Here is a 25,547-nt window from a genome sequence, read left to right on the forward strand (position 1 = left end):
TGACAGGCACCAGCACTTTCATCGAACCACCTCCCATTACATAACCCCATCACCGCCAATGCCCACGCATCAGCGGACCACGCCTGCCGCGCGCAGGCGCGCCACGCCGTCTTCGTCATAGCCCGCCGCGCGCAGGACTTCGCCCGTGTGCTCGCCCAGCAGCGGCGCGCGCCGGCGCACCGCGCCCGGCGACTCGCTCAGCTTGATCGGAACGCCCACGATCTGCACGGCGGCGCAAGCGCCGGGCTGCTCCACCTCCACCAGCATTTGCCGTCGCGCATAGTGTTCATCCTGGAAAATCTCCGCGGCCGTGTAGACCGGACCGAACGGCACTCTGCCGCCCAGCACCGCGGCGATCTCGTCCTTGGTGCGCACCGACGTGAACGCCTCCACCGCGTCGATGACCTGCTGCTGGCGCTGCACGCGCGCCGCATTGGTGGCGAATGCCGGGTCCCGCGCCATGTCGGGACGCCCGATGAAACCCGCCAGCGCTTCCCAGAACGCATCAGTCGCGCAGGCGATGGACACGTGGCCGTCGCGCGCCCGGAACAGCCCGAACGGACACAGCAAGGGATGCCGGTTGCCCTGCGCCTGCGGCGCCTGGCCGGTATACGAATACTGGTAGACGATGCGCTCGCACAAGGCCAGCACGGCGTCGGTCATGGCCACATCGACAAATTGCCCGCGTCCGGTCCGGTGCATGTGATGCACGGCCGCCAGCACGCCCACGCACAGCATCAGCGCCGGCACCGTATCGCCCACGCCCGGACCCACCTTGGTGGGCGTCTGCGCATCCGGTCCGGTGATGCCCATCATGCCGCCCATCGCCTGCGACACGACATCGTAGGCGGGCCAGTCGGCGTACGGACTGACCCCGCTGCGCGGATCGCCGAAGCCGCGCACGGCGCCATAGATGAGCCTGGGATTGGTCTGCCGCAGCGTCTCGTACGAAAGCCCCAGCCGCTCCATCACGCCGGCGCGGAAATTCTCGATGACGATATCCGCCCCGTCGATCAGCCTGCGCAGGACGCCCCGCCCCTCCTCGCGCTTCAGATCGATGACGATGGAGCGCTTGTTGCGGTTGATGCTCTGAAAATAGCCGCCGTAGTCCCTGGCCTGGTCCTCGGACAGGAACGGCCCGGTCACCCGGGTGCCGTCGCCGGCCATCGTCTCGACCTTGATGACGTCCGCGCCATGATCGGCCAGGATCTGGGTGCAGAACGGGCCCGCCAGCATCTGGGTGAGGTCGATGACCCGCAATCCGGCGAGCGAGCCCGCCCGGTCCGCGGCCGCTGCGCCGCCATTGTCTTGCCGGATCGAATCGCTCACGTCGGCACCTTTCCCAATAGCGCGTCGGAGATGATGCGCATCTGGATCTCGGACGTGCCTTCGAAGATTTTCGTCAGGCGCGCATCGCGCCAGTAGCGTTCGGCGGCGAAATGCGTGGTGTAGCCGGCGCCGCCATGGATCTGCAGGCCTTCGCTCGTCACGCGTTCGCTCATTTCGCTGGCCAGCAGCTTCACCATCGAGGCCTCGGTGTCGGCGCGCACGCCGCTGTCGATCTTTTCGCACACGGAATAAAGCAAGGCTCGCGCGGCCTCGATCTGCGTCGCCATGTCCGCGATCTTGAACCGGATGGCCTGGAAATTCGCGATCGGCGCGCCGAACTGCGCGCGCTCCCTGGCATATTGGATGGAATCCTCCAGGCTCCCCTGCGCCAGGCCGATGGAGCGCGCCGCGGTATGCGCGCGCGCCGTCTCCAGGCCGGCGCAGGCCAGGTAGAAAGCCTTGCCCTCTTCGCCGACCAGGGACGAATGCGGCACGCGGCAGCCGTCGAACGCAAGCTCCCAGGTGGTCCAGCCGTGATAGCCGATCTTGGGAATGACGCTGCCCTTGACGCCCGGCGGCAGCTCGCCGCGCGGCTTCTCGATCATGAAGGCGGAAAGCCCCTTGTGACGCGCCTTCGGGTCCACGACCGGGTCGCTGCGGCAGATCACGAGGATGAAGTCCGCATCGTCGGCGAAGGTGCACCAGTACTTGCTGCCGGTGATGAGCCAGCCGTCGCCATCGCGCACGGCACGGCAGGAAATATTGGCCACGTCCGATCCGGCATTGGGTTCGGAAAGGGAGAACGCGCCCAGGAATTCGCCGCGCGCCATGCGCGGCAGGTAATGCGCCTTCTGCTGCGGCGTCAGGCCCTTGAGCGCGCCGATCAGGCCGTTGCCGCGCGCAATCAGACTGCCCACGCTCATCCATCCGCGCGAAAGCTGCTCGGCCACCAGGCAGTACTCGTAGGCGCCCAGCCCCAATCCGCCGTACTCCTCGGGGATCAGGATGCCGAAGAAACCGAGCTCGGCCATTTCCTCGATCAGTTCGCGGGGAATCTTGCCTTTGTCGGGGTCCAGCCGGTTGGCCACGGGCAGCACGCGCTCCATCGTGAACTGCCGCGCCGCCTCCTGGATCATGCGTCGCTCTTCGCTTTGTCCCTGCATGCTTTCCTCGCATCTAGAACTTTCAATGTACGTACATAATAGAACTGAAAATTCCGAAAGCACAAGTGGATATCGGAAAATTTACGCTTGAAACGGCCGATTTTTTTTTCGACCGACTATTTGACATAGGCGAATTTGATATGCACTATGTACGAACATTAAGGCGCACAGGAGAGCCAAAATGGGATTGAGCAGAGACCGCAAGGGCAACTATTTCGAGGACTTCCGGCTGGGCATGAAGCTGCGGCATGCCACGCCGCGCACCCTCACCGACGCCGACCGCAGCCTCTACATCGGCCTGACCGGCAGCCGCAGCGCGTTGTTCACGGCCCGCAGCAATGCGGAGCTGCTGGGCTGCGACGGCTGGCCTCTGGAGGACCTGCTGGTGTTCAACACCGCCTTCGGCAAGACGGTGCCGGACATCTCGCTGAACGCGGTCGCCAACCTGGGCTATGCCGAGCTGCGCTTCATCGCGCCCATGTACCCCGGCGACACGCTTGCGGTCGAGTCCGAAGTAATCGGCCTGAAAGAGAACTCCAGCCGCAGGACCGGCGTCGTCTACGTGCGCTCCACCGCCCGCAACCAGCGCCAGGAAGAGATCCTGCAATGGGTGCGCTGGGTCATGGTGCATAAGCGCGACCCGCAGGCGGTCTGCGCCGAAAGCCTGGCGCCGTCGACGCTGCCGGCCATCGAGGCCGCGCAACTGGCCCGCCACGGATACAAGCCCTCGGTACGGCGCATCACCGAAGTGACGGGCGCCGACGAGCTATGGGAAGACTACGCCGAGGGCCAGCGCATCGATCACCCCGGCGCCATGACCGTCAACGACAGCGACCACAGCATCGCGACACGCCTGTACCAGAACACCGCCCGCGCGCATTTCGATGGCCGCGCCATGGCGGCGCAAGGCAGCCAGCGGCTGGTCTATGGCGGGCACGTCATCTCGCTGTGCCGCGCCCTGGCCTACGACGGCCTGGAGAACAGCCTTTCGATCCTGGCCATCAACGGCGGCAGCCACGTCAATCCCACCCATGCCGGCGACACCATCGCCTGCGCCACGCAAGTGCTGCAACGCATCGACCTGGGACCGTCGCAAGTCGGCGCGCTGCGCCTGCGCACCATAGGAGTCAAGAACGCCGACGCGACGTCCATCGTCTTTCCCGATACCGGCGCAGGCCGCGCAGCACATCCCGCGCAGGTCGTGCTGGACCTGGACTACACCATCGCCATGCCGCGGCGCCAGGCCTGACGCCGCCCCGTTTCTTCACTTCATTCCACGAGCCCCCACATGACCACCGCCTCCCATCCCCGCGACGCGCTTTTCAGCGGCGAAAAGCCCTTCCCCATCCTGCCGGCCTGCGAACATTTCGCCGGCAGCGAGAAGCTGATCGGCAAGGCCATGGACCTGCAGGCCGACTACGGCCCCATCTTCGACATCACCTGCGACTGCGAGGACGGCGCGGCGGCGGGCCAGGAACGCGGCCACGCCGAAATGGTGGCGCGCATGATCGACTCGGCGCGCAACCGCCACGACCGCGCCGGCGCGCGCATCCACGATCCATCCCATCCGGCCTGGCGCCAGGACGTGGACATCATCGTGGGCCAGGCCGGCCGCCGCCTGGCGTACATCACCATTCCCAAGGCCACCAGTTGGCAGCAGGCCGCCGAAGTCATCGCCTATATCGGCGAGGCCGCGGACAAGGCCGGACTGGACAGGCAGATACCGGCGCACGTGCTGGTGGAGACCCACGGCGCGCTGCGCGACGCGTTCGCGATCGCCGCCCTGCCCGGCGTCGAGGTGCTGGATTTCGGCCTCATGGATTTCGTCAGCGGCCACCACGGCGCCATCGCGGCCAGCGCCATGCGCAGCCCGGGCCAGTTCGAACACGCGCTGCTGGTGCGGGCCAAGGCCGAGGTGGCGGCCGCGGCGCTGGCCCATGGCGTCGTTCCGTCCCACAACGTCTGCCTCAATCTGAAGGACGCCGCCATCATCGCCGACGACGCCGGCCGCGCGCGCCGGGAGTTCGGCTTTCTGCGCATGTGGAGCATCTATCCGGCGCAGATCCAGCCCATCGTGCAGGCCATGCAGCCCGATTTCGACGAAGTCGAGGACGCCGCCAATATCCTGCTGGCCGCGCAGGACAAAGACTGGGGGCCCATCCAATACCGCGGCGAACTCCACGACCGCGCAACCTACCGCTACTTCTGGGAAGTCCTGCAAAAAGCGAAGATCACCGGCATGCCGCTGCCGGACGAGGCGCGGCGCCGATTCTTCGCCGACTGAACCGCGCGGCCGGACGGGCCGCCTTACAATACGCCGCAAGTCCATGCCCCCCGTCCGACATGTCCATGACAGCCATCCGCAAGAAGTCCCCGCAGGAATCCGCCGGCGCGCAACCGCGATACGTGGAGCTGGCCAACACGCTGGTGCGGGACATCCAGGAAGGCCGTCACGTGGTGGGCAGCCTGCTGCCCACCGAGCATGAACTGGCCGAGCAGTACGGCGTCAGCCGGCATACGGTGCGCGCCTCCCTGAAGAAGCTGGAAGACCTGGGCTATATCTCGCGCAAGAAGGCGGTGGGCACGCTGGTCGAAAGCGCCAATCCGGATACCGCGTTCGTGCAGTCCTTCGGCACGCCCGAAGACCTGGTCCGCGTCGCGGCCACCGAGGTGCGCGCCATCGAAGCCGTGCGCCACGTCACGCTGGACCGGAACAAGGCGCGGCGGCTGGAGGCGCCGGTGGGCAGCGCGTGGGTCCTGCTGAGCGGCACGCGCGAGGACGCCAGGAAGGCCGGCACGCCCGTGGCGCAGGCCGACATCTATATCGACGCCTCGCTTGCCGGACTGGTCGACACCATCCGCCGCCAGCCGCAGACCCTGATCAGCTCGCTGATCGAACGCGAATATGCCGTCGCCATCGACGAAATCCGCCAGATGGTCACGGCTACCCTGATCGATGCGCCGCTGGCCGAACGCCTGGGCGTGCAGGCGGGCAGCGCCGGCCTGCGGCTCATCCGGCACTACAAGGACGCCACCGGCAGAATCCTGGAAATCACCGACACGACCTATCCGGCCGACCGGGTGACCGTGGCCTTCCAGCTCAAGCGCGGCCTCAAACCCGGCCTGTCCTCCTAGCCGGCTCGGGCGACCGGCCCGCGCCCGCGCAGGCCGAGCAGCAGCAGCGCGATCAGCGGCAGCGCGGCCAGCGCGCCATAGGCCGCGCCCAGGCTGGCGTGCTCGGCCAGATAGCCGAACGCAGGCGGGCCGAGCACCACGCCGATATAAGTAAAGAACATCGCGCCGCCGGTCACCGACGCCACCTTGCCGGCGGGCGCCAGCCGCGCCAGCTCGCCCAGAAAAACGCCGTTCCAGCCTATCGCGGTCGCGCCCAGCACAGCCGCCAGCACTGCCAGCACGACCGGATCGGGATGCGCCGGCAGCAAGGCCAGCCCCAGGGCTGCAAGCGCCATCAGCACGCCGATCAGCATCATCACGCCGCGCGGAGCGCGCGTGCGGTCGGCGATCCGCCCCCAGACGATGCGTCCCAGCACGCCCGCCGCCTGGGACACGGCGTAGATCAGCGCGGCGCGCGCCGCGCCCATCTGGAGTTCGCGCAACAGGAACACCATCAGGTAGCCGCTGACCGAAAGCTGGCAAGCCGAGAACAGCAGGGAGACGGCCGCCATGGCGCGCAGCTGCGCGTTGCGCCATACCTCGACGACGGGCTGCCGCCATTGCCCCATCCCGGCCGTGCGCGGCGCCGCGGGCTCGTCCAGCTGCGCGCGCAGCCAGCCGCTGGCCAGCGCGACCGCCAGCGCCAGCCCGGCCAGCAGAAGCAGGGCCGTGCGCCACGACGACCACGCCGCCAGCACCGGCAGCATGGCCCCGCCCAGCATGCCGCCCAGCGGCACGCCGGTCTGCTTGAGCGAGAACACGGTGTACATCCGCTGCGGCGCGGTCGTGCGCGCGAGAATATGGGAGCTGGCCGGCGTGATGGTGCCGTAGCCCAGGCCGCACAGCAGCGCGGCGCCGGTCTGCGCGAGTCCGGCGTCGGCCGTCAGCAGCGCCAGGCCCGCGCCCTGGAGCAGCAGCGCCGCCTGCGACACGCGCACCGCGCCCAGCCGTCCGATCAAGGCGCTGCTGAGCGCGCTGCCCACCATCGCCCCGCCATAGACCAGGGCCAGGAACAGGCCCACCTCGGCGGTGCGCGCGCCGGGGATCAGCGGCGCCAGCACGGCGAACGCCAGCGTGGCGGCCGTGCCGACGGCCTGGATCGCCAGCGTGCAGACCAGTATCGCCGCCTGCCGGCGGCGCGGCCCGGACGACCTCATTCCGCTTTCGCGTTGGCCGCTTTCACCGCCTCGCCCCAGCGCTCGACCTCGGCGCCGATGAAGGCGCCGAATTGCGCCGGCTCCATCACCTGGGGAATCGCGCCCAGCTCCGCCATCCGCCTGGTCCATTGCGGCTTGCGGGCGATGCGTACGATCTCCCCGGCCAGCTTGTCGACGACGGGCTGCGGCAGATCCTTCGGGCCCACCACGCCTATCCAGGGGTCGCCGCGGAATCCGGCGTACCCCGACTCGGCGATGGTCGGCACGTTCGCCAGCGTCGCCACGCGATGCTCGCTGGCCACGGCCAGCGCCCTGAGCTTGCCGCTGCGCACCAGCGGCTCGGCGATCGAGGCGACTTCGAACATCACGTCCACCTGCCCGCCCACCACGTCGGTCATGGCCGCCACGCCGCCCTTGTACGGAATATGGTTGAGCTTCACGCCGGCGCGCTGCTGGAACATTTCCATCACCAGGTGATTGGTCACGCCATTGCCGCCAGAGGCATAGTTGACCGCCCCCGGATGCTGCCTGGCGTACTCGACCAGGTCGGCCACGCTATTGAAGCGGGAGGCCGGGTTGACGACCAGCACCAGCGGAAAGATGCCTATCATCGCCAGCGGCTGGAAGTCCGACCGGCTGTCGTAGCGCAGGTTCTTGTAGATCCAGCCGTTGACCGCCAGCGGGCCGCTCGAAGTGGCCAGCAGCGTATAGCCGTCGGGCCGCGACCGCGCCACTTCCTCGGCCGCCAGGCCCGCGCCCACCCCGGGTTTGTTCTCGACGAAAAAAGTCTGCCCCAGGTCGCTCGTCAATTCCTGCGCCAGCATGCGCGCGATCACGTCGGTGGTCTGTCCGGCGGGAAACCCCACCAGCATGCGCACCGCTTTCTCCGGGTATTGGGCGCCCGCCGCGCCCGCCCACAGCGCGCATGCCGCCAGCAGCAGGCGCGACGCCAGTCCAGCAAAGTCCATGTTGTCACCTCCGTATCGGCGCATCTGGCGCCTGGTTTTTTCGTGCATCCCAGCTTTATTTGAAACTAGGTACGTACATAGTACGCGAAAACCTGCCAGAAAAACCAAATCATTCGGCAATCATGGCCAATTCTGTTGATATTTCGGAGCAACAACAAGAATCAGGCGGCTCATTATGTACGAACATTAAACCGAACGACACCACCAAGCCACGCCACGAAGGGAACTCCCGCCCTCCCCGCCGCGTCCAACTTTTCGGACCATAACCGCGGACACCGCCATGCGCATCCTGCTAGTCGAAGACGACCTCATGATCGGCGAGAGCGTGCTGGACTTCCTGCGCGCCGAGCGCTATGCCGTCGACTGGGTCAAGGACGGCAATGCCGCCGACCTGGCGCTGCACACCGACAGCTACGACCTGATCCTGCTGGACCTGGGCCTGCCCAAGCGCGACGGGCTGGCGCTGCTGCGCGAGCTGCGCGCGCGCAAGGACCGCACGCCGGTGCTGATCGCCACCGCCCGCGACGCGGTCAGCGACCGCATCGCCGGGCTGGACGCCGGCGCCGACGACTACATCGTCAAGCCCTATGACGTGGACGAACTGCTGGCCCGCATGCGCGCGCTGATCCGGCGCAGCGCGGGCCGGGCCGAGCCGGTTTTCGAGCACGAAGGCGTGACCATCGATCCGCAATCCCATGCCGCCATGGTCGACGGCGCGCCGGTGGCGCTGACGGCGCGCGAATGGGCGGTGCTCGAGCCGCTGATCGCGCGTCCCGGCATGATCTTCTCGCGCGCCCAGCTCGAAGAAAAACTCTACAGCTGGAAAGACAGCATCAGCAGCAACGCGGTTGAGGTTTATATTCATGGCCTGCGCAAGAAACTGGGCTCCAACCTGATCCAGAACGTCCGAGGCGTCGGCTATGTCATCCCCAAAACATGAGCATTCCGCTTAGCTATTCGCTGCGGGCCCGTCTGCTGTTTTTCCTGCTGGCCGCGATCGTGATCGGCGCGCTGGTGCAGGGCGCGATCGCCTATCGCAGCACGCTGGCGCAGGCCGACGACATCTTCGATTCGCTGTTGCAGCGCACCGCCCTGTCGCTGGGCACCGGCGACGGACTGCTCAGCACCGGCCCGCACCAGGCGCGCGGCGCGGCGTCGCCCATGGCCGACGATCTCATCATCCAGATCTGGACGCCCGACGGCGTGCGGGTCTTCAATTCGCGCTCGCGCCGTCCGCTGCCCGACCAGATCGTGCTGGGCTTTTCCGACGCCCGCATGGAAGGCAGCACCTATCGCGTGTATTCGCTGGCCACGCCGTTCCAGGTCATCCAGGTCGCGCAGGACATGGAAGTGCGCCGGGACATGGCGCGGGCGCTGGCGCTGCGCACGGTGGCGCCGATCGCGGCGGCCGCGCCGCTGCTGATGCTGATCGTATGGTGCGTGGTGAGCTGGTCGCTGCGGCCGGTCAAGCGCGCGCGGGCCCAGGTGGCGGCGCGCCAGCCGGAGGATCTCTCGGCGGTCAGCGTGCAGGGCCTGCCCGACGAGATCCGGCCGCTGGTGCAGGAGCTGAACCTGCTGCTGGAACGCATGCGCGGCGCCTTCGCGCAGCAGAAGCAGTTCGTGGGCGACGCCGCGCACGAGCTGCGCTCGCCGCTGGCGGCGCTGCGCCTGCAGCTGCAGGCCTTGCAGCGCGCCGGCGACGCGGACGCCCGCCGGCTGGCCGAGCAGCGCCTGGCCGCCGGCATCGACCGCGCCACGCGCCTGGTGGAACAGCTGCTGTCGATGGCGCGGCACGAGGGCGCGGCCGAGCAGGCGCCGGCCGAGGCCGTGGACCTGGCCGACGTGCTGCGCCAAGCCTTGTCCGAAACCTTGCCGCTGGCCAATGCGAAGTCGATCGACGTGGAGCTGGACGGCGCGCCGCAGCTCTGGGTGCAGGGCCACCGGGATGCGCTGGCGCTGCTGGCGCGCAACCTGCTGGACAACGCGGTCAAGTACACGCCGGCCGGCAAGCGCGTGCGCCTGCGGCTGGAGCAGGCGCCCGGCCAGGCCATACTGCTGATCGACGACGAGGGGCCGGGCATCGCGCCGGCCGAATGCGAGCGCGTGTTCGACCGCTTCTACCGCGTGGAAGGCAACGCCGAACCCGGCAGCGGCCTGGGACTGGCCATCGCGCGCGCCATCGCCGCCCGCCACGGCGCCACGATCGCGCTGCAGGACGCGCCTTCCGGCCAGGGCCTGCGCGTGAAGGTGGTGTTCCCGGCCTGATGCGCCGCGGATAGCCGGATTTAAGATTCCCCTAAGTGTCGGGCCCGAAGATAGCGCCATGTCCTTCAACATGAACGCAGGAGCCGACATGAAGACCTCCCAAATGAAGCCCTCGCGCCTGGTGATGGCGCTGCTGGCCGCAGGCGCCATCGGCGGCGCCGGCGCCACCGCCGTCATCGGCGGCGTTTCGATGGCGGCCGGCGCGCCGGCCGTATCCGCCCCCTTGCAGGCGATCAATCCGTCCACCCCGCCCAACTTCGCGCAGATCACGCGCGACTACGGGCCGGCCGTGGTCAACATCAGCGTCAGCGGCACCCGCAAGGTGTCCCTGGGCGACGGCGACCCGTTCGCCCAGTTCTTCGGCCAGTTCCCCGGCGCGCGCGGCCAGATGCCGTCGCGCGAGGTGCCCATGCGCGGCGAGGGTTCCGGTTTCATCGTCAGCGCCGACGGCATCATCCTGACCAATGCGCACGTGGTTCAGGACGCCAAGGAAGTCACGGTGAAGCTGACCGACCGGCGCGAATACAAGGCCAAGGTGCTGGGCTCGGACCCGCAGACCGACGTGGCGGTGCTGAAGATCGACGCCAGGCACCTGCCTACCGTCAAGGTGGGCGACGTCAATCAGCTGCAGGTCGGCGAATGGGTGCTGGCCATCGGCTCGCCCTACGGCCTGGAGAACACCGCCACCGCGGGCATCGTCAGCGCCAAGGGCCGCTCGCTGCCCGACGACACCTCGGTGCCGTTCATCCAGACCGACGTGGCCGTCAACCCGGGCAACTCCGGCGGCCCGCTGTTCAACGACCGCGGCGAAGTGGTGGGCATCAACTCCCAGATCTACAGCCGCACCGGCGGCTTCCAGGGCCTGTCGTTCTCGATCCCGATCGACGTGGCCTACAAGATCAAGGATCAGATCCTGGAGCACGGCAAGGTGCAGCACGCCAGGCTCGGCGTGACGGTGCAGGAAGTGAATCAGGACCTGGCCGATTCCTTCAAGCTGGATACGCCCTCGGGCGCGCTGGTGTCCAGCGTGGAGAAAGGCAGCGCCGCGGCCAAGGCGGGTCTGCAGCCCGGCGACGTGGTGCGCGAGATCGACGGCAAGACCATCCTGTCGTCGGGCGACCTGGCCTCGACCATCACGCTGGCCTCGCCGGGAGAGAAAATCAAGCTGGACATCTGGCGCAACGGCGCGCACAAGCAGCTGACCGCCACGCTGGGCAGCGTTCCGACCGACAAGACCCAGGCGTCGGCGGGCGACCAGGACGTACAGCGCGGCCAGCTCGGCCTGGCGCTGCGGCCGCTGAGCCCGCAGGAACAGCAGGCGGCGGGCGCCGAGGGCCTGCTGATCGAGCGTTCGGTGGGGCCGGCCGCGCGCGCCGGCATCGAGCCCGGCGATGTGCTGCTGTCCTTGAACGGCGTGCCCGTGCACAGCGTCGGGCAGGTGCGGGAAGCCTTGTCCAAGGCCGGCAAGACGGTCGCGCTGCTGGTGCAGCGCGGCGAGGACAAGATCTTCGTGCCGGTGCAGGTCGGCTGACGGGCGCGTGCCCGCGGCCGGATTACTCCGCGTCGGGCTGCTTGCCCGGCGCGGCCGCGTCGAAGGCCGGCAGTTCGCGGCAGGCGGCGTCGATGCGCAGCACGTTCGGCATGGCCGACAGGTCGCAGCCGAAGCGCTGCGCATTGAAGACCTGGGGCACCAGGCACAGGTCGGCGATGGTCGGCGTGTCGCCGTGGCAGAAGCGGCCGGTGGCGCTGGACGCCGCCAGCTGCGCCTCCAGGGCGCCCAGGCCCTGCTGCACCCAGTGGCGGTACCAGGCGTTCTTGGCGTCCTCGTCCACGCCCAGCGTGTGCTTCAGATACTTCAGCACGCGCAGGTTGTTCAGCGGATGGGTGTCGCAGGCGATGCCCAACGCCAGGTCCCGCACGCGCGCGCGGCCCAGCGCGTCGGCCGGCAGCAGCGGCGGCTCGGGATGCGTTTCGTCGAGGTACTCGATGATGGCCAGGGACTGGCCGATGACGGCGTCGCCGTCGACCAGCGTGGGCACCAGCGCCGTGGGATTCACCTTGCGGTATTCGGGCGTCAGCTGCTGGCCGCCGTCCTTGAGCATGTGCACCGGCAGGTACTCGTAGGACAGGCCCTTCAGATTCAGGGCGATGCGTACGCGGTAGGCGGCCGAACTGCGAAAGTAGCTGTACAACTGCATGAAGTCTCCTTGGTTTTCTTGTCCGGGCCTATTCCAGCGATTCCGTCTGCGCCGACTTGCGCGACAGGCCCTTGGGCAGCGGGAACGCCACGTTTTCTTCCAGCCCCGCCATGGTGCGCACCGACACCGCGCCCAGTTCCTTGACGCGCTCGATCACTTGCTGCACCAGGATCTCGGGCGCCGAGGCGCCGGCGGTCACGCCCACCCGGGTGCGCCCGGCCAGCCAGGCCGGGTCGATGGACTGCGCTCCGTCGATCAGGTAGGAGGCCACGCCCTTGCGTTCGGCCACCTCGCGCAGGCGGTTCGAGTTGGAGCTGTTGGGGCTGCCCACCACCAGCACCAGGTCGCATTCCGGCGCCATCACCTTGACCGCGTCCTGGCGGTTCTGGGTGGCGTAGCAGATATCGCTTTTCTTGGGTTCGGCGATGTTGGGAAAGCGCGCCTTCAGGGCCTGCGACACCGCCGCGGCGTCGTCGACCGACAGCGTGGTCTGGGTGACGTAGGCCAGGTTCTCGGGGTCCTGCACCTGCAGGCCGGCGACGTCTTCCACGGTCTCGACCAGGTACATGCCGCCCTGGGCCTGGCCCAGCGTGCCCTCGACCTCCGGGTGGCCCTTGTGGCCGATCATGATGATCTCGCGGCCGGCCGCGCGCATGCGCGCCACTTCGATGTGGACCTTGGTGACCAGCGGGCAGGTAGCGTCGAAGACCTGCAGACCGCGTTCCTGCGCCTCCGCGCGGACCGCCTTGGACACGCCGTGGGCGGAAAACACCACGATGGAGCCGGCGGGCGCGTCCTCCAGTTCGTCGATGAAGACCGCGCCCTTGGCGCGCAGGTCTTCCACCACGTAGCGGTTGTGGACGATTTCGTGGCGCACGTAAATGGGCGCGCCATGCAGTTCGAGCGCGCGTTCGACGATGTCGATGGCGCGGTCCACGCCGGCACAGAAGCCGCGCGGCTGCGCCAGCAGGACCTCGGCGCCGGGAGCGGTGACGGCCTGGCTCATCAGAGTATCCCCAGCAGCGCCACGTCGACCCGCAGGCTGACGCCGGCGAGCGGGTGGTTGAAATCGAACAGCGCGGTTTCGTCGTTGATTTCCTTGAGGATGCCCGAGTAGCGCGCGCCGTTGGGCGCGGAGAACTCGACCAGGTCGCCCGGCTCGAACGTGGCGTCGGCGCCGGCGTGCTCGGCCAGCATCGCGCGCGTGACGCGCTGGATCAGTTCGGGGTTGCGTTCGCCGTAGGCGTCGGCCGGCGCGACCGTGACGCTGAAGCGCTCGCCTTCGGCGTGGCCGACCAGCGCCGCCTCCAGGCCGGGCGCCCATTGGCCGCTGCCCATCTGCAGGGTGCCGGGGCGGCCGTCGAAGGTATCGGCGAACACCGAATCCTTGCCCGGGCCGGACGCCAGCGTAATCCGGTAGTGCAGCGTCAGGTAGGAATCCGGACGGACCAAAACGTTCACTTCATTAGAGGCGGTACTCACGATCTGCCACCGTATAGGCAATTGAATCAACCTTGATTTTAGAGCCTCTTATGAAATTGTCCGTCCAGATGCCCAAACACGAGCGCCCCCGCGAGCGCCTGCTGCGCCACGGCGCCTGCGCGCTGCAGGACGCGGAACTGCTCGCCATCGCCCTGCGCACGGGCCTGCCCGGGGTGCACGTCACGACCCTGGGCAACCGCCTGTTGCAGCAATTCGGCGGCCTGCGGGGCCTGCTGGGCGCCGCGCCCGAGGAGCTGATGGCGGTCCCCGGCCTGGGCTCGGCCAAGGCCTGCATGCTGGCCGCCCTGCTGGAGCTGGCGCGCCGCGCCGTCGAAGAAGGCCTGCCCCAGGCCGACAACCTGAACCGTCCCCTGCAAGTGAAACAATATTGCAAGCTGGCGCTGAGCCATCGCCGGGTGGAGCACTGCATCGCGCTCTACCTGGACAACCAGCTGCGCCTGATCGCCACCGGCGAGCTGGCGCGCGGCACGCTGTCGCAGGCTTCCGTCTACCCGCGCGAAGTCGTGCGCGAGGCCCTGCGCCACCATGCGGCCGCCCTCATCGTCGCCCACAACCACCCTTCCGGCATGGCCGAGCCCAGCGCCGCCGACCAGGGCTTCACCCGCCACCTGAAGCAGGCGCTGGCGCTGGTCGACATCAAGCTGGTCGACCACCTGATCGTGGCCGGCGACACGGTGGTTTCCCTGGCGGAACGGGGCTGCCTCTGAGCGCTGCGCGGCGCGCCGGAATTCGTTAGACTACCGCCCGCGATTGCTTTAGGCTTAACGTAATTCCAGTCTCTACGCCCGACATGAAGCGCCTGTGGGATATTTCCCCGCCCGTCTCCGCCGCTTCGCCGGTCTTTCCCGGCGACACGCCCTACCGCCAGCAATGGAAGTGGTCGCTTGCGCCCGGCTGTCCGGTCAATGTCAGCGAGATCACGCTGTCGCCGCACATCGGCGCCCATGCCGACGCGCCGCTGCATTACCAGAATGACGCCGCCGCCATCGGCGCCGTCCCGCTGGAACCCTTCCTGGGCCCGTGCCGCGTCATCCACGCCATCGACTGCGGGCCGCTGATCACGGTCGAGCACATCGCCCACGCCGCGCTGAACCTGCCGCCGCGCGTGCTGGTGCGCACCGCCAAGCATGCCGCGCAAGACTGGTGGACCGACGATTTCTCCGCCTACGCGCCCCAGACCATCGAATGGCTGGCCGAGCGCGGCGTCATGCTGATCGGGCTGGACACGGCCAGCATCGACCCCGCCTCCAGCAAGACCCTGGACAGCCACCACGCGATCTTGCGGCACGACATGCGGGTATTGGAAAACCTGGTGCTCGATGCCGTGCCGGAAGGCGATTACGAGCTGATCGCGCTGCCGTTGGCGCTGGTCCAGGCTGACGCCAGCCCGGTCCGCGCGGTCCTGCGCGAACTGTAGGCCCTGCCGCCAGGGCCCGGGCCGGTCCGAACTTCAGGGCGGCGGGACGCCATCCCGCCGCCGCGATTCAGGAAGCCCCCATGACCGACACCCAACGCCCCGAAGACATCGTCCGCGAGGAAAAAGCGCAGCTGGACTTCGCGCGCGACATGACCTACGGCGACTACCTGCACCTGGACGCCCTGCTGGGCGCGCAGCACCCGCTGTCGCCCGAGCACAATGAGATGCTTTTCATCATCCAGCACCAGACCAGCGAGCTGTGGATGAAGCTGATGCTGCACGAGCTGCGCGGCGCCATCGCCAACGTGGCGGCCGACCGCCTGCCGCCGGCCTTCAAGATGCTGGCCCGGGTCAGCAAGATCATGGAACAGCTGGTCCACGCCTGGGACGTGCTGGCGACCATGACCCCGCCCGAGTATTCCGCCCTGCGCCCCTACCTGGCCCGCTCCAGCGGATTCCAGAGCTACCAGTACCGGCAGATCGAATTCCTGCTGGGCAACAAGAACGCCGCCATGCTCAAGCCGCACGAACACCGCGCCGACCTGCTGGCCCAGGTGCAGAGCGCCTACGAGGCCCCCTCGCTGTACGACGAAGCCCTGCGGCTGCTGGCGCGCCAGGGCCTGGACGTGCCGGCCGACCATCTCGAACGCGACTGGACCCAGCCCTACCAGGCCTCGGCCGGAGTCGAGGCGGCCTGGCTGGAGGTCTACCGCCAGCCCGAGCGCTACTGGGACCTGTATCAGCTGGGCGAAAAGCTCACCGACCTGGAAGACGCCTTCCGGCTGTGGCGATTCCGCCACGTCACCACGGTCGAGCGCGTCATCGGCTTCAAGCGCGGAACCGGCGGCACCTCGGGCGTGGCCTATCTGCGGCGCATGCTGGAAGTGGTGCTGTTCCCGGAAATCTGGAAGCTGCGCACCGATCTCTGACGGCGATCCGGCCCCGCCTTGCCTTCGCCCCTTGGCCGGGCCGGAATCTCCATGCTAGAATTCAGGGTTACTTTTTGGATACGTTGCTGGGTAAGGAAGAGGATACATGCCTCTATGGCCCCCGGCTGGCGACCCTAACAACCGAGAGAGGCTCGAACGAGCCCTAGGAAAGCACCATGAAAGAAGGCATTCACCCCGAATACCGCGAAGTCGTCTTCGCCGACCTGCAAACGGGCAGCAAGTTCATCACCCGTTCGACCGTGCAAACGCGCGAAACCATCGAGCTCGACGGCAAGACGTACCCGCTCTTCAAGTGCGACGTGACCTCCGAATCGCACCCGTTCTACACGGGCGCCCAGACCCGCATCGTCGAAACCGGCCGCGTGGAAAAGTTCCGCGCCCGCTTCGCCCGTACGGCCGGCACGGTCAAGTCCGCTTCCTGATCCTGTCGCTCCCGCAGGAGCCACAGCAAAAAGGCAGCCTTCGGGCTGCTTTTTTTTCCTCCCTAGCGACCTATTCTTCTGCTGGGGGGCTAGCGCAACCCGACCACTCGGTTACATTAACGCCCGTGTCCCCAATCTCCCTTTCCACCCCGGCCCGGCTGACGTCCGTGGCCACCGCGAAACTGCCCCGCCTGATCCTGCTGGGGCTGCTGCTGGCCTATATCGTGGCCGGCCTGTTCATGCGCGACCCCTGGAAAACGGACGATGCGGTCGGACTGGCGACCATGATCACGGCGATCCGCGAGGGCGGGCTGACCTGGCTGCTGCCGCAGGTGGGGCTGCTGGCCCACGCCGAGGAAGGTCCGCTGATCACCTGGGTGGGCGCGATCTGCATCTGGCTGTTCGGCCCGTTCATCGGCGACATCACGGCCGGCCGCCTGCCCAACCTGCTGTGGTTCGCCATCACCACCACCAGCGTGTGGTACGGCACCTATCTGCTGGGCCGGCGCGCCGAAGCCCAGCCGCTGGCGCTGCCCTTCGGCGGCGAACCCGAGCCGCGCGACTACGGCCGCATGCTGGCCGACGCCGCCCTGCTGCTGTTGCTGGCCACGGTGGGCATTCTGCAGCGCACCCACGAAACCACCGTGGTGCCGGCCATCATGGCCTGGCAGGCGCTGGCCTTCTATTCGCTGGCGCGCAGCGTGGACCGCCCTTTCACCGGCTGCACCACGCTGGGCTTCGCGCTGGCCGCCAGCTTCCTGACCCGCGGCTGGGTGGGCGCGGTCCCCATCATGATCGGCGCGCTGCTGGCCTTCTACCCGCGCAGCCTGTTGTGGCAAAGCCGGCGCTGGCTGCCCTGGGCGGCGCTGGTGACCGCCGTGCTGATCCTGGCCTGGTGGATTCCGGCCAGCCAGGGCAGCGAGTACTGGATCCGCAACTGGAAGACCTGGAACCTGGCGTCCTTCGCGCCGCCGTCCTGGCACGACATCGGCCGCACGCTGCGCGACCTGCCCTGGTATCTGTGGCCGACCTGGCCGCTGGCCCTGGTGGCGATCTGGCGCTGGCGTTCGTGGATCTACGCGCCGCACATCTGGCTGCCGCTGACGCTGCTGGCCTGCGCGACGCTGGTGCTGTTCGGCCTGGAAGAGGCCACCGACTCCGAATACGTGCTGCTCGCCGTCCCCTGCGCGGTGCTGGGCGCGTTTTCGCTGCCGACGCTGCGCCGCGGCGTGGTCAACACGCTGGACTGGTTCGCCGTGATGTGCTTTTCGCTGACCGCGGCCACCGTCTGGCTGGGCTGGGTCGCCCTGCACTTCCACTGGCCCGCGCAGATCTCGCGCAACATCGCCCGCCAGACCACCGGCTACGAGCCGGTCATCTCCTGGATCGCCTTCGCGCTGGGCGTGGCGTTCACGCTGGCCTGGATCGCGCTGGTGGTGTGGCGCCTGCGCGTCAAGCCGCAGGCGCTGTGGCGCGGCACCGTGCTGTCGGCCGGCGGGCTCACCGTGACCTGGATCCTGCTGGTGCTGCTGTGGCAGCCGGCGGTGGACTACGCGCGCAGCTACCGCACCGTCTCCGGCCAGCTGGCCCAGGCGCTGGAGCAGAACCTGCGCCCCGGCGAATGCGTGCGCGGGCTGAGCCTGGGCAGCGGCCAGCGCGCCTCGTTCCTGATCTTCAACAACCTCACCTTCACTTTCGACGCCAAGTGCACGGTGATCCTGCAGCAGACCAACAACCAGAGCCTGCGGGACAACACCGCCGCCTATAGCGAGGGCGCCGACGTGCTGTGGCAGGGCGGCCGGCGCGCGGACCGCCAGGAGGTGTTCCGCCTGCTGCGCATCGGTTCGAACCGATGACGCCGCCGACCGCCGCGCCGATGACTTTCGGCGCCACCCTGCGCGGCATCGCCAGGCAGGCCTGGCCGGTGCTGGTCAGCCAATGGGCCGGCATCTCCTTCGGGGTGCTGGACACGGCCATGACGGGCCATTCCAGCGCCAGCGACCTGGCGGCCATGGCCTTGTCCGCGTCCATCTACATCACCATCTTCGTCGGGCTGATGGGCGTCGTGCATGCGCTCATCCCCATCCTGGCGCAGCATTTCGGCGCCGGCCAGAACGCCGAAGTCGGCCGCAGCTGGGGCCAGGGCGTGTGGCTGGCGCTGGGCCTGTCCGTGGCCGGCGCCGCGCTGATGCTGTTCCCGGACATGTGGCTATCCCTGTCGGGCGACGTCGATCCGGCGGTGCGCGAGCGCATCGCCGCCTATCTCCGGGCGCTGGTATTGGCCCTGCCCGCCGCGCTGGTGTTCCGCACGATCTACGCGCTGGGCACGGCGGTCTCGCGCCCCAAGCTGGTCATGGCGATCAACCTGACCGCCATCGGCTTCAAGGCCTTTTTCAACTGGCTGCTGATCTACGGCAACCTGGGGCTGCCGGCCATGGGCGCGGCCGGGGCCGGGCTGGCGACGGCGCTGGTTTCCTGGATCAGCCTGGGCCTGGGGCTGTGGGTCATCACCCACGACCGCTATTACCGGCGCTTCCAGCTGCGCGTGGGCAGGCCCGACTGGAAGACGCTCAAGGAGCTGCTGCGCCTGGGCCTGCCGATGGGCGGGTCGTATCTGGTCGAGGTCTCGGCCTTCACCTTCATGGCCCTGCTGGTGGCGCGCGAAGGCACTTTCGTGACCGGCGGCCACCAGATCATGTCGAACCTGGCCGCGCTGTGCTACATGATGCCCATGGCGCTGGGCGTGGCCACCGCCGCGCTGACGGCCCAGGCCATCGGCGCCGGCAATCTGGAGCACGCGCACCGCACCGGCATGGCCGGCCTGGCGCTGGGCCTGCTGGGCGCGCTGCTGACCGCCGCCGTGCTGCTGGCCGGTCGTCCGCTGATCCTGGCGGCCTACACCGACAATGCCGGCGTGGCCGCCGTCGCCACCACCCTGCTTGCCGTGCTGCCGCTATTCCACCTGTTCGACTCGATGCAATGCATCAACTCCTACCTGCTGCGCGCCTACAAGGTGGCGGTGGTGCCGCTGATTCTGCAGACGGTCGCGCTGGCCGGCGTGGGCCTGGCCGGCGGCTGGTGGTTCGGTTTCGGTCCGGGCCGCGGCGGCCTGGACGGCATCCGCGCCGTGCTGGTGCCCGGTTCGCCCCAGGGCGCCGGCAGCATGTGGCTCATGGCCATGGCCGGCCTGGGGCTGTCGGCGGCGCTGCTGCACTTCTGGTATCGGCGGATCGTGCGGCAGGTGCGGGGGTAGGATGGGTGCAGCGCGAGAGTTCTTGGGCAAGAACTCAACCATCGAGCGCGCGTAACCCATCGGCCGGCGACAGCCGGCGTTTGTCTCGTGCCACGAAAGGCGGCGGCTGGCGCCGCCTGATGGGTTTCGCGCGTTGGGTATTCGTGTTCTTGCTTAAAGACTCTCGCGCTCCACCCATCCTACTTCGGGCGTTTGTCGATGACGCGGCGGGCCTTGCCGGTCAGGGTGCGTTCCACGTGGCCGGCGTCCGACACCTGGATGCGCGCGCTGACCCCGATGTGGGTCTTGACGGCGTGCTGCAGCTGCTTGCCCAGGTTGGCGCGCTCGGCGTCGGACAGGGTCGAGAACTCGGCCCGCAGTTCGGTCAGGATCTCGAGCTCGTCCAGGTTGCCGGTGCGCGACAGCACCAGCTGGTAGTGCGGCGCCAGCTGGGCGATCTTGAGCACCAGTTCCTCGACCTGCGTGGGGAACATGTTCACGCCGCGCACGATCAGCATGTCGTCGCTGCGGCCGGTGATCTTGCCGATGCGGCGCATGCTGCGCGCCGTCGGCGGCAGCAGGCGGGTGAGATCGCGCGTGCGGTAGCGGATGATGGGCATCGCTTCCTTGGTGAGCGAGGTGAACACCAGTTCGCCCGGCTCGCCGTCGGCCACGGGCTCGCCCGTATCCGGATTGATGATCTCGGCGTAGAAATGGTCTTCCCAGACCACGGGGCCATCCTTGGTCTCGACGCATTCGCTCGCCACGCCGGGGCCCATCACTTCGGACAGGCCGTAGATGTCCACCGCGTCGATGCCGGCCTCGGTTTCGATGTCGGCGCGCATCTGGCCGGTCCAGGGCTCGGCGCCGAAGATGCCGATGCGCAGCGAGCTCTGGCGCGGGTCGATGCCCTGGCGGCGCTGCTCTTCGAGGATATTGCAGAAGTACGAGGGCGTGACCATGATGATGTCCGGACGGAAATCATTGATCAGCTGCACCTGCTTTTCGGTCTGGCCGCCGGACATCGGGATGACGGTGCAGCCCAGGCGTTCGGCGCCATAGTGCGCGCCCAGGCCGCCGGTGAACAGGCCATAGCCGTAGGCCACGTGCACGGTGTCGCCGGGCTTGCCGCCGGCGGCGCGGATCGAGCGCGCCACCAGGTTGGCCCAGTTGTCCAGGTCGCCCTTGGTGTAGCCCACCACCGTCGGCTTGCCGGTGGTGCCGCTGGAAGCGTGGATGCGCGAGACGCGCTCGCGCGGCACGGCGAACATGCCGAAGGGATAGTTCTCGCGCAGTTCCTTCTTGGTGGTGAAGGGGAACTTGGAAATATCGGACAGCTGCTTGAGGTCGTCCGGATGCACGCCGGCCTCGTCGAAGGCCTTCTTGTAGTGCGGCACGTTCTCGTAGGCGTGCTTGAGCGACCACTTCAGCCGCTGCAGCTGCAAGGCGCGCAGCTCGTCCTCGCTGGCATGTTCGATGGGGTCCAGTCCCGGCTTGCTCATGGTGTTGGACATGGTTATCTCTCTCCTGAAATTCTCACTACGCCGGCCCGGCCGCATGCGCGCGGATACGCAAGCGCGCGTGCGGCCGGGCCGGCGGCCTCGTCTTTGGTTGGATGACGGCCTCAGGCGTCCGCGGGAGCGCCGACGATCTGGCCTTTGATTCGATAAGAGCGGCCGCGGAACAAGGCCACGTTGCGTCCCTCCTGGTTGGTGACGGTCACGTCATAGACGCCGGTGCGCCCTGCCAGCGAGCGCTCCTGCGCCACCGCGGTCAGCAGGTCGCCTTCGAAACCCGGGGCCAGGTAGTCGATGGTGCAGCCCGAGGCTACGGTGCTGACGTTGCGCGAATTGCAGGAGAACGCGAAGGCGCTGTCGGCCAGGGCGAAGATGAAGCCGCCGTGGCAGGTCTTGTGCCCGTTGAGCATGTCGGCGCGCACCCGCATGCTCAGCCGCGCGTAACCCGGCGCCATTTCTTCGACCTTCATGTCCAGGCCCTGCGAGGCGGCGTCGCCGGCGTACATCACGGCGCCGACGGCCTGCGCAAGCTCCTGCGGATCGGTGGGCGCCTCGACGGCGGGTACGTGTGCGTTCATCATTGCCCCTTGAATTGCGGTTCGCGCTTGTTCAGGAAGGCGTCCACGCCCTCCGCGTAATCGGCGCTGCGCCCGAGTTCGCGCATCAGGTCGCGCTCCAGGTCCAGCTGGGTCGAAAGATCGTTGGCCAGGCTGGCCTGGATGGCCCGCTTGGTGTATGCCAGCCCCTTGGTCGGGGCCTTGGAAAAGTGCTGCGCCAGGCGTTCCAGCGCGGCGTCGAATTCCTCGTCCGGCACGCATTGCCAGATCAGGCCCCAGTCCTGCGCCTGCTGCGCGCTGAGCTTGTCGCCCAGCATGGCCAGCCCCATGGCGCGGGCGCGGCCGACCAGGCGCGGCAGCACGAAGGTGCCGCCGGTGTCCGGGATCAGGCCCAGGCGGCAGAACGACTGGATGAAACTGGCCGAGGCCTTGGCGATGACGATGTCGCCGGCGAAAGCCAGGTTCGCGCCCGCCCCCGCCGCCACGCCGTTCACGCCCACCACCACCGGCATGGGCAGGGCATTGATGCGGCGCACCAGCGGCGCGTAGTACTTGTCGACGGTCTCGCCCAGGTCGGGCGGCGTGCCGTCGGCGGCGGGCCGGCGTTCGCTCAGGTCCTGCCCGGCGCAAAAGCCGCGGCCGGCGCCGGTCAGCACCAGCACGCGCGCGCCTTCCGCTTCCACGCGCGCCAGCGCGTCGGCCACTTCGCCGTGCATGTTGGCGGTGAAGCTGTTGAGTTTGTCGGGACGGTTCAGCGTCAGGCGCGCGATGCCGCCTGACAGGTCGAACTGGATATCTTGGTAGCTCATGTCGGTATCCATGGCGCGCACGCCAATAAACGAATAACGCTGCGCCCCGTGGGGGGCGCAGCGCTGGGCAGAGTTAGATGTGTTTTCTCGTCTGCACGACCCGGAAGCGATTCGACACGAAAGCCGTATCGGACAGCGCCGCATTGGCCGCCGGGTTGGCGCCGGTGCCATGGAAGTCGCTGAACGCGGCCGTCTGGTTCACGAACACCGCGCCCGTCAGGTTCAGCGACAGCGACACGCCCGAGACCTCGGCCGCGTCCTGCACCTGCTCGGCGACGGCGTCGCTGGTGGTGTAGGCCGACAGCGACAGCGCGCCGTGCTGGATGACGCTGTCACGCGCCAGCTGGATGCTGTGGGCGGTGGAATCGGTGGCCACCACGAAGGCGATCGGGCCGAACCATTCCTGACTGATGGCGGCGTTGCCGGCTTCCGTGCGCAGCAGCAGCGGCGTGCGCACGCGGGCGTTCTCGAACTGCGGGTGCGTCAGCGCCTTGCTGTCGGCCACCACGGGCAGGCCCAGCGCGCGCGCCTTTTCGATGCGTTCGACGATGCCTTCGTTCTGGATCGCGCCGGTCAGCTCGACGGCCTTGGCCGGGTCGGCGCCCAGCTTCTCGACCGCGGCGCCCAGGGCGGCCGCGACGTCGTCGAAGCTGACGCGGCCTTCCGGCGTCTGGATGCCGTCGCGCGGCACGTAGATGTTCTGCGGCGCGGTGCACATCTGGCCCGAATACAGGGCCAGCGAGAACGCCAGGTTGCGGGCCACGCCCTTGAGGTCGTCGGTGGAGTCGATGATGACCTGGTTGACGCCGGCCTTCTCGGTGTAGACCAGCGCCTGGCGGGCGTTGTTCTCGAGCCAGTCGCCGTTGGCGGTGCTGCCGGTGAAGTCCACGATCTTGACGGCCGGGTCCAGCGCCAGCTTCTGCGCGGTGTCGTCGCCGGCTTCATGCGCGGCCAGTTGCACCACGTCGGGATCGAAGCCCGCTTCCTGCAGCACTTCGCGCGCCACCTTGACGGTGATGGCCAGCGGCAGGATCGCGCCGGGGTGCGGCTTGACGATCACAGTGTTGCCGGTGGCCAGGCTGGCGAACATGCCGGGGTAGCCGTTCCAGGTCGGGAAGGTGGAGCAGCCGATCACCAGCGCGACACCGCGCGGCACCACGGTGAACTGCTTTTCCATGCGGATCGGTTCGTTCTTGCCCTGCGGCTTTTCCCAGACGGCCACGCCGGGGATGCGCGACATTTCCTGCCAGGCGTAGGTCACGGCTTCGAAGCCGCGGTCCTGCGCGTGCGGGCCGCCGGCCTGGAAGGCCATCATGAAGCCCTGGCCGGTGGTGTGCTGGACCGCGTAGGCGATCTGGAAGCTGAGCTTGTTCAGGCGAGCCAGAATTTCCAGCGACACGCCGACCCAGGCGCGCGGGCCGGCGCGGCGCCAGTCCTCGAGCGCGCGCTTGGAGGCGGCGATGAGCTTGTCGGCGGGCACGCGCGGATAGGTGATGCCCAGGTCGAAGCCGTAAGGCGATTTTTCGCCGCCCACGACGCCGTCGGCGTCATGCAGGTTCAGCGGGAAAGGCTTGCCCTGCAACGCTTCGAAGGCGGCGCGGCCCTCGTCGTTGGCGGTCTCGCCATAGTTGCGGGGGCTGGGCGACTCGGCAAACGGGCTCCAGTAGCCGCGCAGCGCGGCCGCGGCCAGTGCCTGTTCCAGCAGGGGCTGATGGCGTTCGAAGAATTGTTGGGACACTGCGTCTCTCCAGATAAGTAGGTTTTTCTGCCTGGCGCGGGCCGGGTCAGGTTTCCTGGTCGAAGTCGATCACCAGGCGGTCGCTGACCGGAAAGCTCTGGCAGCTCAGGATGAAGCCGCGCGCCACTTCGTAGTCTTCCAGGGCGAAGTTGGCGTCCATGTCGACCTCGCCTTCGATCACCTTGCAGCGGCAGGTGGAACACACCCCGCCCTTGCACGAATACGGCAGCTCGATGCCCTGCGCCAGCGCCGAATCCAGCACGCTGTCTTTGTTCTTGTCGATGACGAACATGCGGCTGTGGCCGTCCTGCACCACCGTCACCTCGCACTGCCCCTTGCCCGGCGCCTGGCGGGCGTCGTGGCCGGTGCGCAGCGCGCGCGGCCCCTTGGGCGCGCCGAACAGTTCGAACTTGATGTTCGACTTCGGAATGCCGCGGGCCTGCAGCCGCTCGACCACGCTTTCGGTCATGGTCTGCGGACCGCACACAAAAGCGTAATCGATATCCTCGGGGCTCATCCAGGCCGACATCAGCTGGTCGACCTTGTCGCCGTCCAGGCGGCCGTTGAAGAGCTCGATGTCCTGGGTTTCGCGGCTCATGATGTAGACCAGCGAGAAGCGCTCCATATAGAGGTTCTTCAGGTCTTCGATCTCTTCGCGAAACAGCACCGCCGACGAGGCGCGGTTGCCGAAGAACAGCGTGAACTTGCTGTGGGGCTCGGTCGACAGCGCGGTCTTGACCAGCGAAAACACCGGCGTGATGCCGCTGCCCACGGCGAAGGCCACATAGTGGCGGCGGTTTTCGGGCGCGAAGTCGACGGTGAAGTTGCCGGCCGGGGCCATCACGTCCAGGGTCTGGCCGGGCTGCAGTTCGTGGTTGGCCCAACTGGAAAATACGCCCTCGTCCACCTTTTTGATCGCCACGCGCAGCAGCTTGTCGTGCGGGGCCGAACAGATGGAATAGGAGCGGCGCTGTTCCTCGCCGTTGAGCTGCGTGCGCAGGGTCAGGTACTGGCCCGGCAGGAAGGCGAATTCGTCCGCCAGCGCCTCGGGCAGGTCGAAGGTCACGACGACCGCGTCGCGCGTGTTGCGCGCCACCGACGCCACCTTCAGGGAATGGAATTGATTCTGGCTCATTTCGAAACCGCTC

General features: G+C 68.1%; 24 protein-coding genes. 12 read left to right on the forward strand and 12 right to left on the reverse strand.

The window, feature by feature from the left end; all coding sequences use genetic code 11:
- Positions 1–69: 69 nt before the first annotated feature.
- Both C1I89_RS23295 and C1I89_RS23300 read right to left on the reverse strand, forming a co-directional pair.
- A complete protein-coding gene (locus tag C1I89_RS23295) occupies positions 70–1,329 on the reverse strand; it encodes a CaiB/BaiF CoA transferase family protein (RefSeq protein ID WP_258231511.1) in 1,260 nt (419 codons plus the stop codon).
- Positions 1,326–2,492 carry an acyl-CoA dehydrogenase family protein gene (locus C1I89_RS23300; RefSeq protein WP_102774825.1) on the reverse strand — a complete coding sequence of 389 codons (1,167 nt, stop codon included), beginning with the start codon at positions 2,490–2,492 and terminating at the stop codon, positions 1,326–1,328. The genes C1I89_RS23295 and C1I89_RS23300 overlap by 4 nt, the downstream gene beginning before the upstream one ends.
- Positions 2,493–2,673: 181 nt before the next feature.
- Here C1I89_RS23300 and C1I89_RS23305 point away from each other — a divergent pair, with 181 nt between their 5' ends.
- From C1I89_RS23305 to C1I89_RS23315, 3 genes are all read left to right on the forward strand, one after another.
- Positions 2,674–3,741 carry a MaoC family dehydratase gene (locus C1I89_RS23305; protein ID WP_102774826.1) on the forward strand — a complete coding sequence of 356 codons (1,068 nt, stop codon included), beginning with the start codon at positions 2,674–2,676 and terminating at the stop codon, positions 3,739–3,741.
- A gap of 39 nt (positions 3,742–3,780) precedes the next feature.
- Positions 3,781–4,776: an HpcH/HpaI aldolase/citrate lyase family protein gene (locus C1I89_RS23310; RefSeq protein WP_102774827.1), complete on the forward strand. Its 996-nt coding sequence runs from the start codon at positions 3,781–3,783 to the stop codon at positions 4,774–4,776.
- 65 nt (positions 4,777–4,841) lie between these two features.
- A complete protein-coding gene (locus tag C1I89_RS23315; protein ID WP_102774952.1) occupies positions 4,842–5,627 on the forward strand; it encodes a GntR family transcriptional regulator in 786 nt (261 codons plus the stop codon).
- Here the strand turns inward: C1I89_RS23315 and C1I89_RS23320 are convergent.
- A complete protein-coding gene (locus tag C1I89_RS23320; RefSeq protein ID WP_102774828.1) occupies positions 5,624–6,823 on the reverse strand; it encodes an MFS transporter in 1,200 nt (399 codons plus the stop codon). The two genes, C1I89_RS23315 and C1I89_RS23320, sit on opposite strands and share 4 nt — an antisense overlap.
- Positions 6,820–7,791, reverse strand: coding sequence for a Bug family tripartite tricarboxylate transporter substrate binding protein (locus C1I89_RS23325; RefSeq protein WP_102774829.1), 972 nt, complete (start codon positions 7,789–7,791; stop codon positions 6,820–6,822). The genes C1I89_RS23320 and C1I89_RS23325 overlap by 4 nt, the downstream gene beginning before the upstream one ends.
- A 280-nt stretch (positions 7,792–8,071) precedes the next feature.
- Between C1I89_RS23325 and C1I89_RS23330 the strand changes: the two genes are divergently transcribed.
- The 3 genes from C1I89_RS23330 (at position 8,072) to C1I89_RS23340 (ending at position 11,587) form a co-directional block, all read left to right on the forward strand.
- A complete protein-coding gene (locus C1I89_RS23330; protein WP_102774830.1) occupies positions 8,072–8,731 on the forward strand; it encodes a response regulator in 660 nt (219 codons plus the stop codon).
- Positions 8,728–10,056, forward strand: coding sequence for an ATP-binding protein (locus tag C1I89_RS23335; protein WP_102774831.1), 1,329 nt, complete (start codon positions 8,728–8,730; stop codon positions 10,054–10,056). The genes C1I89_RS23330 and C1I89_RS23335 overlap by 4 nt, the downstream gene beginning before the upstream one ends.
- Before the next feature lie 88 nt (positions 10,057–10,144).
- The gene (locus C1I89_RS23340) at positions 10,145–11,587 is read left to right on the forward strand and encodes a DegQ family serine endoprotease (RefSeq protein WP_102774953.1); all 1,443 of its coding nucleotides are present in this window, start codon (positions 10,145–10,147) and stop codon (positions 11,585–11,587) included.
- A gap of 22 nt (positions 11,588–11,609) precedes the next feature.
- On the opposite strand, the gene maiA is transcribed toward C1I89_RS23340, so the two are convergent.
- From maiA to C1I89_RS23355, 3 genes are read right to left on the reverse strand one after another with little or no spacing between them, the layout of a single operon-like run.
- Complete coding sequence (gene maiA / locus C1I89_RS23345) at positions 11,610–12,254, reverse strand: maleylacetoacetate isomerase (protein WP_102774832.1); 645 nt, start codon at positions 12,252–12,254, stop codon at positions 11,610–11,612.
- A 28-nt stretch (positions 12,255–12,282) separates the two neighbouring features.
- Positions 12,283–13,260: a 4-hydroxy-3-methylbut-2-enyl diphosphate reductase gene (gene ispH / locus C1I89_RS23350; RefSeq protein ID WP_102774833.1), complete on the reverse strand. Its 978-nt coding sequence runs from the start codon at positions 13,258–13,260 to the stop codon at positions 12,283–12,285.
- Positions 13,260–13,736, reverse strand: coding sequence for an FKBP-type peptidyl-prolyl cis-trans isomerase (locus C1I89_RS23355; protein WP_102774834.1), 477 nt, complete (start codon positions 13,734–13,736; stop codon positions 13,260–13,262). Before C1I89_RS23355 ends, ispH begins: the two co-directional genes overlap by 1 nt.
- Positions 13,737–13,786: 50 nt before the next feature.
- Between C1I89_RS23355 and radC the strand changes: the two genes are divergently transcribed.
- From radC to C1I89_RS23385, 6 genes are all read left to right on the forward strand, one after another.
- Positions 13,787–14,464, forward strand: coding sequence for a RadC family protein (gene radC / locus C1I89_RS23360; RefSeq protein ID WP_102774835.1), 678 nt, complete (start codon positions 13,787–13,789; stop codon positions 14,462–14,464).
- A gap of 83 nt (positions 14,465–14,547) precedes the next feature.
- Positions 14,548–15,174 carry an arylformamidase gene (gene kynB, locus C1I89_RS23365; RefSeq protein ID WP_102774836.1) on the forward strand — a complete coding sequence of 209 codons (627 nt, stop codon included), beginning with the start codon at positions 14,548–14,550 and terminating at the stop codon, positions 15,172–15,174.
- A gap of 80 nt (positions 15,175–15,254) precedes the next feature.
- Complete coding sequence (gene kynA, locus C1I89_RS23370; protein WP_102774837.1) at positions 15,255–16,103, forward strand: tryptophan 2,3-dioxygenase; 849 nt, start codon at positions 15,255–15,257, stop codon at positions 16,101–16,103.
- Between the two features lie 176 nt (positions 16,104–16,279).
- Positions 16,280–16,546, forward strand: coding sequence for a type B 50S ribosomal protein L31 (locus C1I89_RS23375; RefSeq protein WP_006388310.1), 267 nt, complete (start codon positions 16,280–16,282; stop codon positions 16,544–16,546).
- Between the two features lie 125 nt (positions 16,547–16,671).
- The gene (locus tag C1I89_RS23380) at positions 16,672–18,402 is read left to right on the forward strand and encodes an ArnT family glycosyltransferase (RefSeq protein ID WP_102774838.1); all 1,731 of its coding nucleotides are present in this window, start codon (positions 16,672–16,674) and stop codon (positions 18,400–18,402) included.
- On the forward strand, positions 18,399–19,799 hold the full coding sequence (locus C1I89_RS23385) for an MATE family efflux transporter (protein WP_102774839.1): 1,401 nt from the start codon (positions 18,399–18,401) through the stop codon (positions 19,797–19,799). The genes C1I89_RS23380 and C1I89_RS23385 overlap by 4 nt, the downstream gene beginning before the upstream one ends.
- A 179-nt stretch (positions 19,800–19,978) precedes the next feature.
- Here the strand turns inward: C1I89_RS23385 and paaK are convergent, their stop codons facing one another.
- The 5 genes from paaK to paaE form a co-directional block, all read right to left on the reverse strand.
- The gene (paaK, locus tag C1I89_RS23390; protein WP_102774840.1) at positions 19,979–21,292 is read right to left on the reverse strand and encodes a phenylacetate--CoA ligase PaaK; all 1,314 of its coding nucleotides are present in this window, start codon (positions 21,290–21,292) and stop codon (positions 19,979–19,981) included.
- A 110-nt stretch (positions 21,293–21,402) separates the two neighbouring features.
- A complete protein-coding gene (paaI, locus tag C1I89_RS23395; protein ID WP_102774841.1) occupies positions 21,403–21,873 on the reverse strand; it encodes a hydroxyphenylacetyl-CoA thioesterase PaaI in 471 nt (156 codons plus the stop codon).
- The gene (gene paaG, locus C1I89_RS23400; RefSeq protein ID WP_102774954.1) at positions 21,873–22,661 is read right to left on the reverse strand and encodes a 2-(1,2-epoxy-1,2-dihydrophenyl)acetyl-CoA isomerase PaaG; all 789 of its coding nucleotides are present in this window, start codon (positions 22,659–22,661) and stop codon (positions 21,873–21,875) included. The genes paaI and paaG overlap by 1 nt, the downstream gene beginning before the upstream one ends.
- 73 nt (positions 22,662–22,734) lie before the next feature.
- Positions 22,735–24,399, reverse strand: coding sequence for a phenylacetic acid degradation protein PaaN (gene paaN, locus C1I89_RS23405; RefSeq protein ID WP_102774842.1), 1,665 nt, complete (start codon positions 24,397–24,399; stop codon positions 22,735–22,737).
- A 46-nt stretch (positions 24,400–24,445) separates the two neighbouring features.
- Positions 24,446–25,534 (reverse strand): 1,2-phenylacetyl-CoA epoxidase subunit PaaE, encoded by a 1,089-nt coding sequence (gene paaE / locus C1I89_RS23410; protein WP_102774843.1) that lies wholly within the window; start codon positions 25,532–25,534, stop codon positions 24,446–24,448.
- Positions 25,535–25,547: the final 13 nt, after the last annotated feature.

It is taken from the genome of Achromobacter pulmonis (assembly GCF_002885955.2).
Lineage (GTDB): Bacteria > Pseudomonadota > Gammaproteobacteria > Burkholderiales > Burkholderiaceae_B > Achromobacter > Achromobacter pulmonis_A.

Bases quoted from the DNA above. Each gene is read 5' to 3' on its own strand.
- kynA (WP_102774837.1), top strand. From the start codon at position 15,255: ATGACCGACACCCAACGCCCCGAAGACATCGTCCGCGAGGAAAAAGCG.
- C1I89_RS23300 (WP_102774825.1), bottom strand. From the start codon at position 2,492: ATGCAGGGACAAAGCGAAGAGCGACGCATGATCCAGGAGGCGGCGCGG.
- C1I89_RS23325 (WP_102774829.1), bottom strand. From the start codon at position 7,791: ATGGACTTTGCTGGACTGGCGTCGCGCCTGCTGCTGGCGGCATGCGCG.
- C1I89_RS23305 (WP_102774826.1), top strand. From the start codon at position 2,674: ATGGGATTGAGCAGAGACCGCAAGGGCAACTATTTCGAGGACTTCCGG.
- C1I89_RS23340 (WP_102774953.1), top strand. From the start codon at position 10,145: ATGAAGACCTCCCAAATGAAGCCCTCGCGCCTGGTGATGGCGCTGCTG.
- C1I89_RS23375 (WP_006388310.1), top strand. From the start codon at position 16,280: ATGAAAGAAGGCATTCACCCCGAATACCGCGAAGTCGTCTTCGCCGAC.
- paaE (WP_102774843.1), bottom strand. From the start codon at position 25,534: ATGAGCCAGAATCAATTCCATTCCCTGAAGGTGGCGTCGGTGGCGCGC.
- paaG (WP_102774954.1), bottom strand. From the start codon at position 22,661: ATGAGCTACCAAGATATCCAGTTCGACCTGTCAGGCGGCATCGCGCGC.
- C1I89_RS23315 (WP_102774952.1), top strand. From the start codon at position 4,842: ATGACAGCCATCCGCAAGAAGTCCCCGCAGGAATCCGCCGGCGCGCAA.
- ispH (WP_102774833.1), bottom strand. From the start codon at position 13,260: ATGAGCCAGGCCGTCACCGCTCCCGGCGCCGAGGTCCTGCTGGCGCAG.
- C1I89_RS23335 (WP_102774831.1), top strand. From the start codon at position 8,728: ATGAGCATTCCGCTTAGCTATTCGCTGCGGGCCCGTCTGCTGTTTTTC.
- paaI (WP_102774841.1), bottom strand. From the start codon at position 21,873: ATGAACGCACACGTACCCGCCGTCGAGGCGCCCACCGATCCGCAGGAG.
- paaK (WP_102774840.1), bottom strand. From the start codon at position 21,292: ATGTCCAACACCATGAGCAAGCCGGGACTGGACCCCATCGAACATGCC.
- C1I89_RS23310 (WP_102774827.1), top strand. From the start codon at position 3,781: ATGACCACCGCCTCCCATCCCCGCGACGCGCTTTTCAGCGGCGAAAAG.
- kynB (WP_102774836.1), top strand. From the start codon at position 14,548: ATGAAGCGCCTGTGGGATATTTCCCCGCCCGTCTCCGCCGCTTCGCCG.
- C1I89_RS23320 (WP_102774828.1), bottom strand. From the start codon at position 6,823: ATGAGGTCGTCCGGGCCGCGCCGCCGGCAGGCGGCGATACTGGTCTGC.
- C1I89_RS23330 (WP_102774830.1), top strand. From the start codon at position 8,072: ATGCGCATCCTGCTAGTCGAAGACGACCTCATGATCGGCGAGAGCGTG.
- maiA (WP_102774832.1), bottom strand. From the start codon at position 12,254: ATGCAGTTGTACAGCTACTTTCGCAGTTCGGCCGCCTACCGCGTACGC.
- C1I89_RS23385 (WP_102774839.1), top strand. From the start codon at position 18,399: ATGACGCCGCCGACCGCCGCGCCGATGACTTTCGGCGCCACCCTGCGC.
- radC (WP_102774835.1), top strand. From the start codon at position 13,787: ATGAAATTGTCCGTCCAGATGCCCAAACACGAGCGCCCCCGCGAGCGC.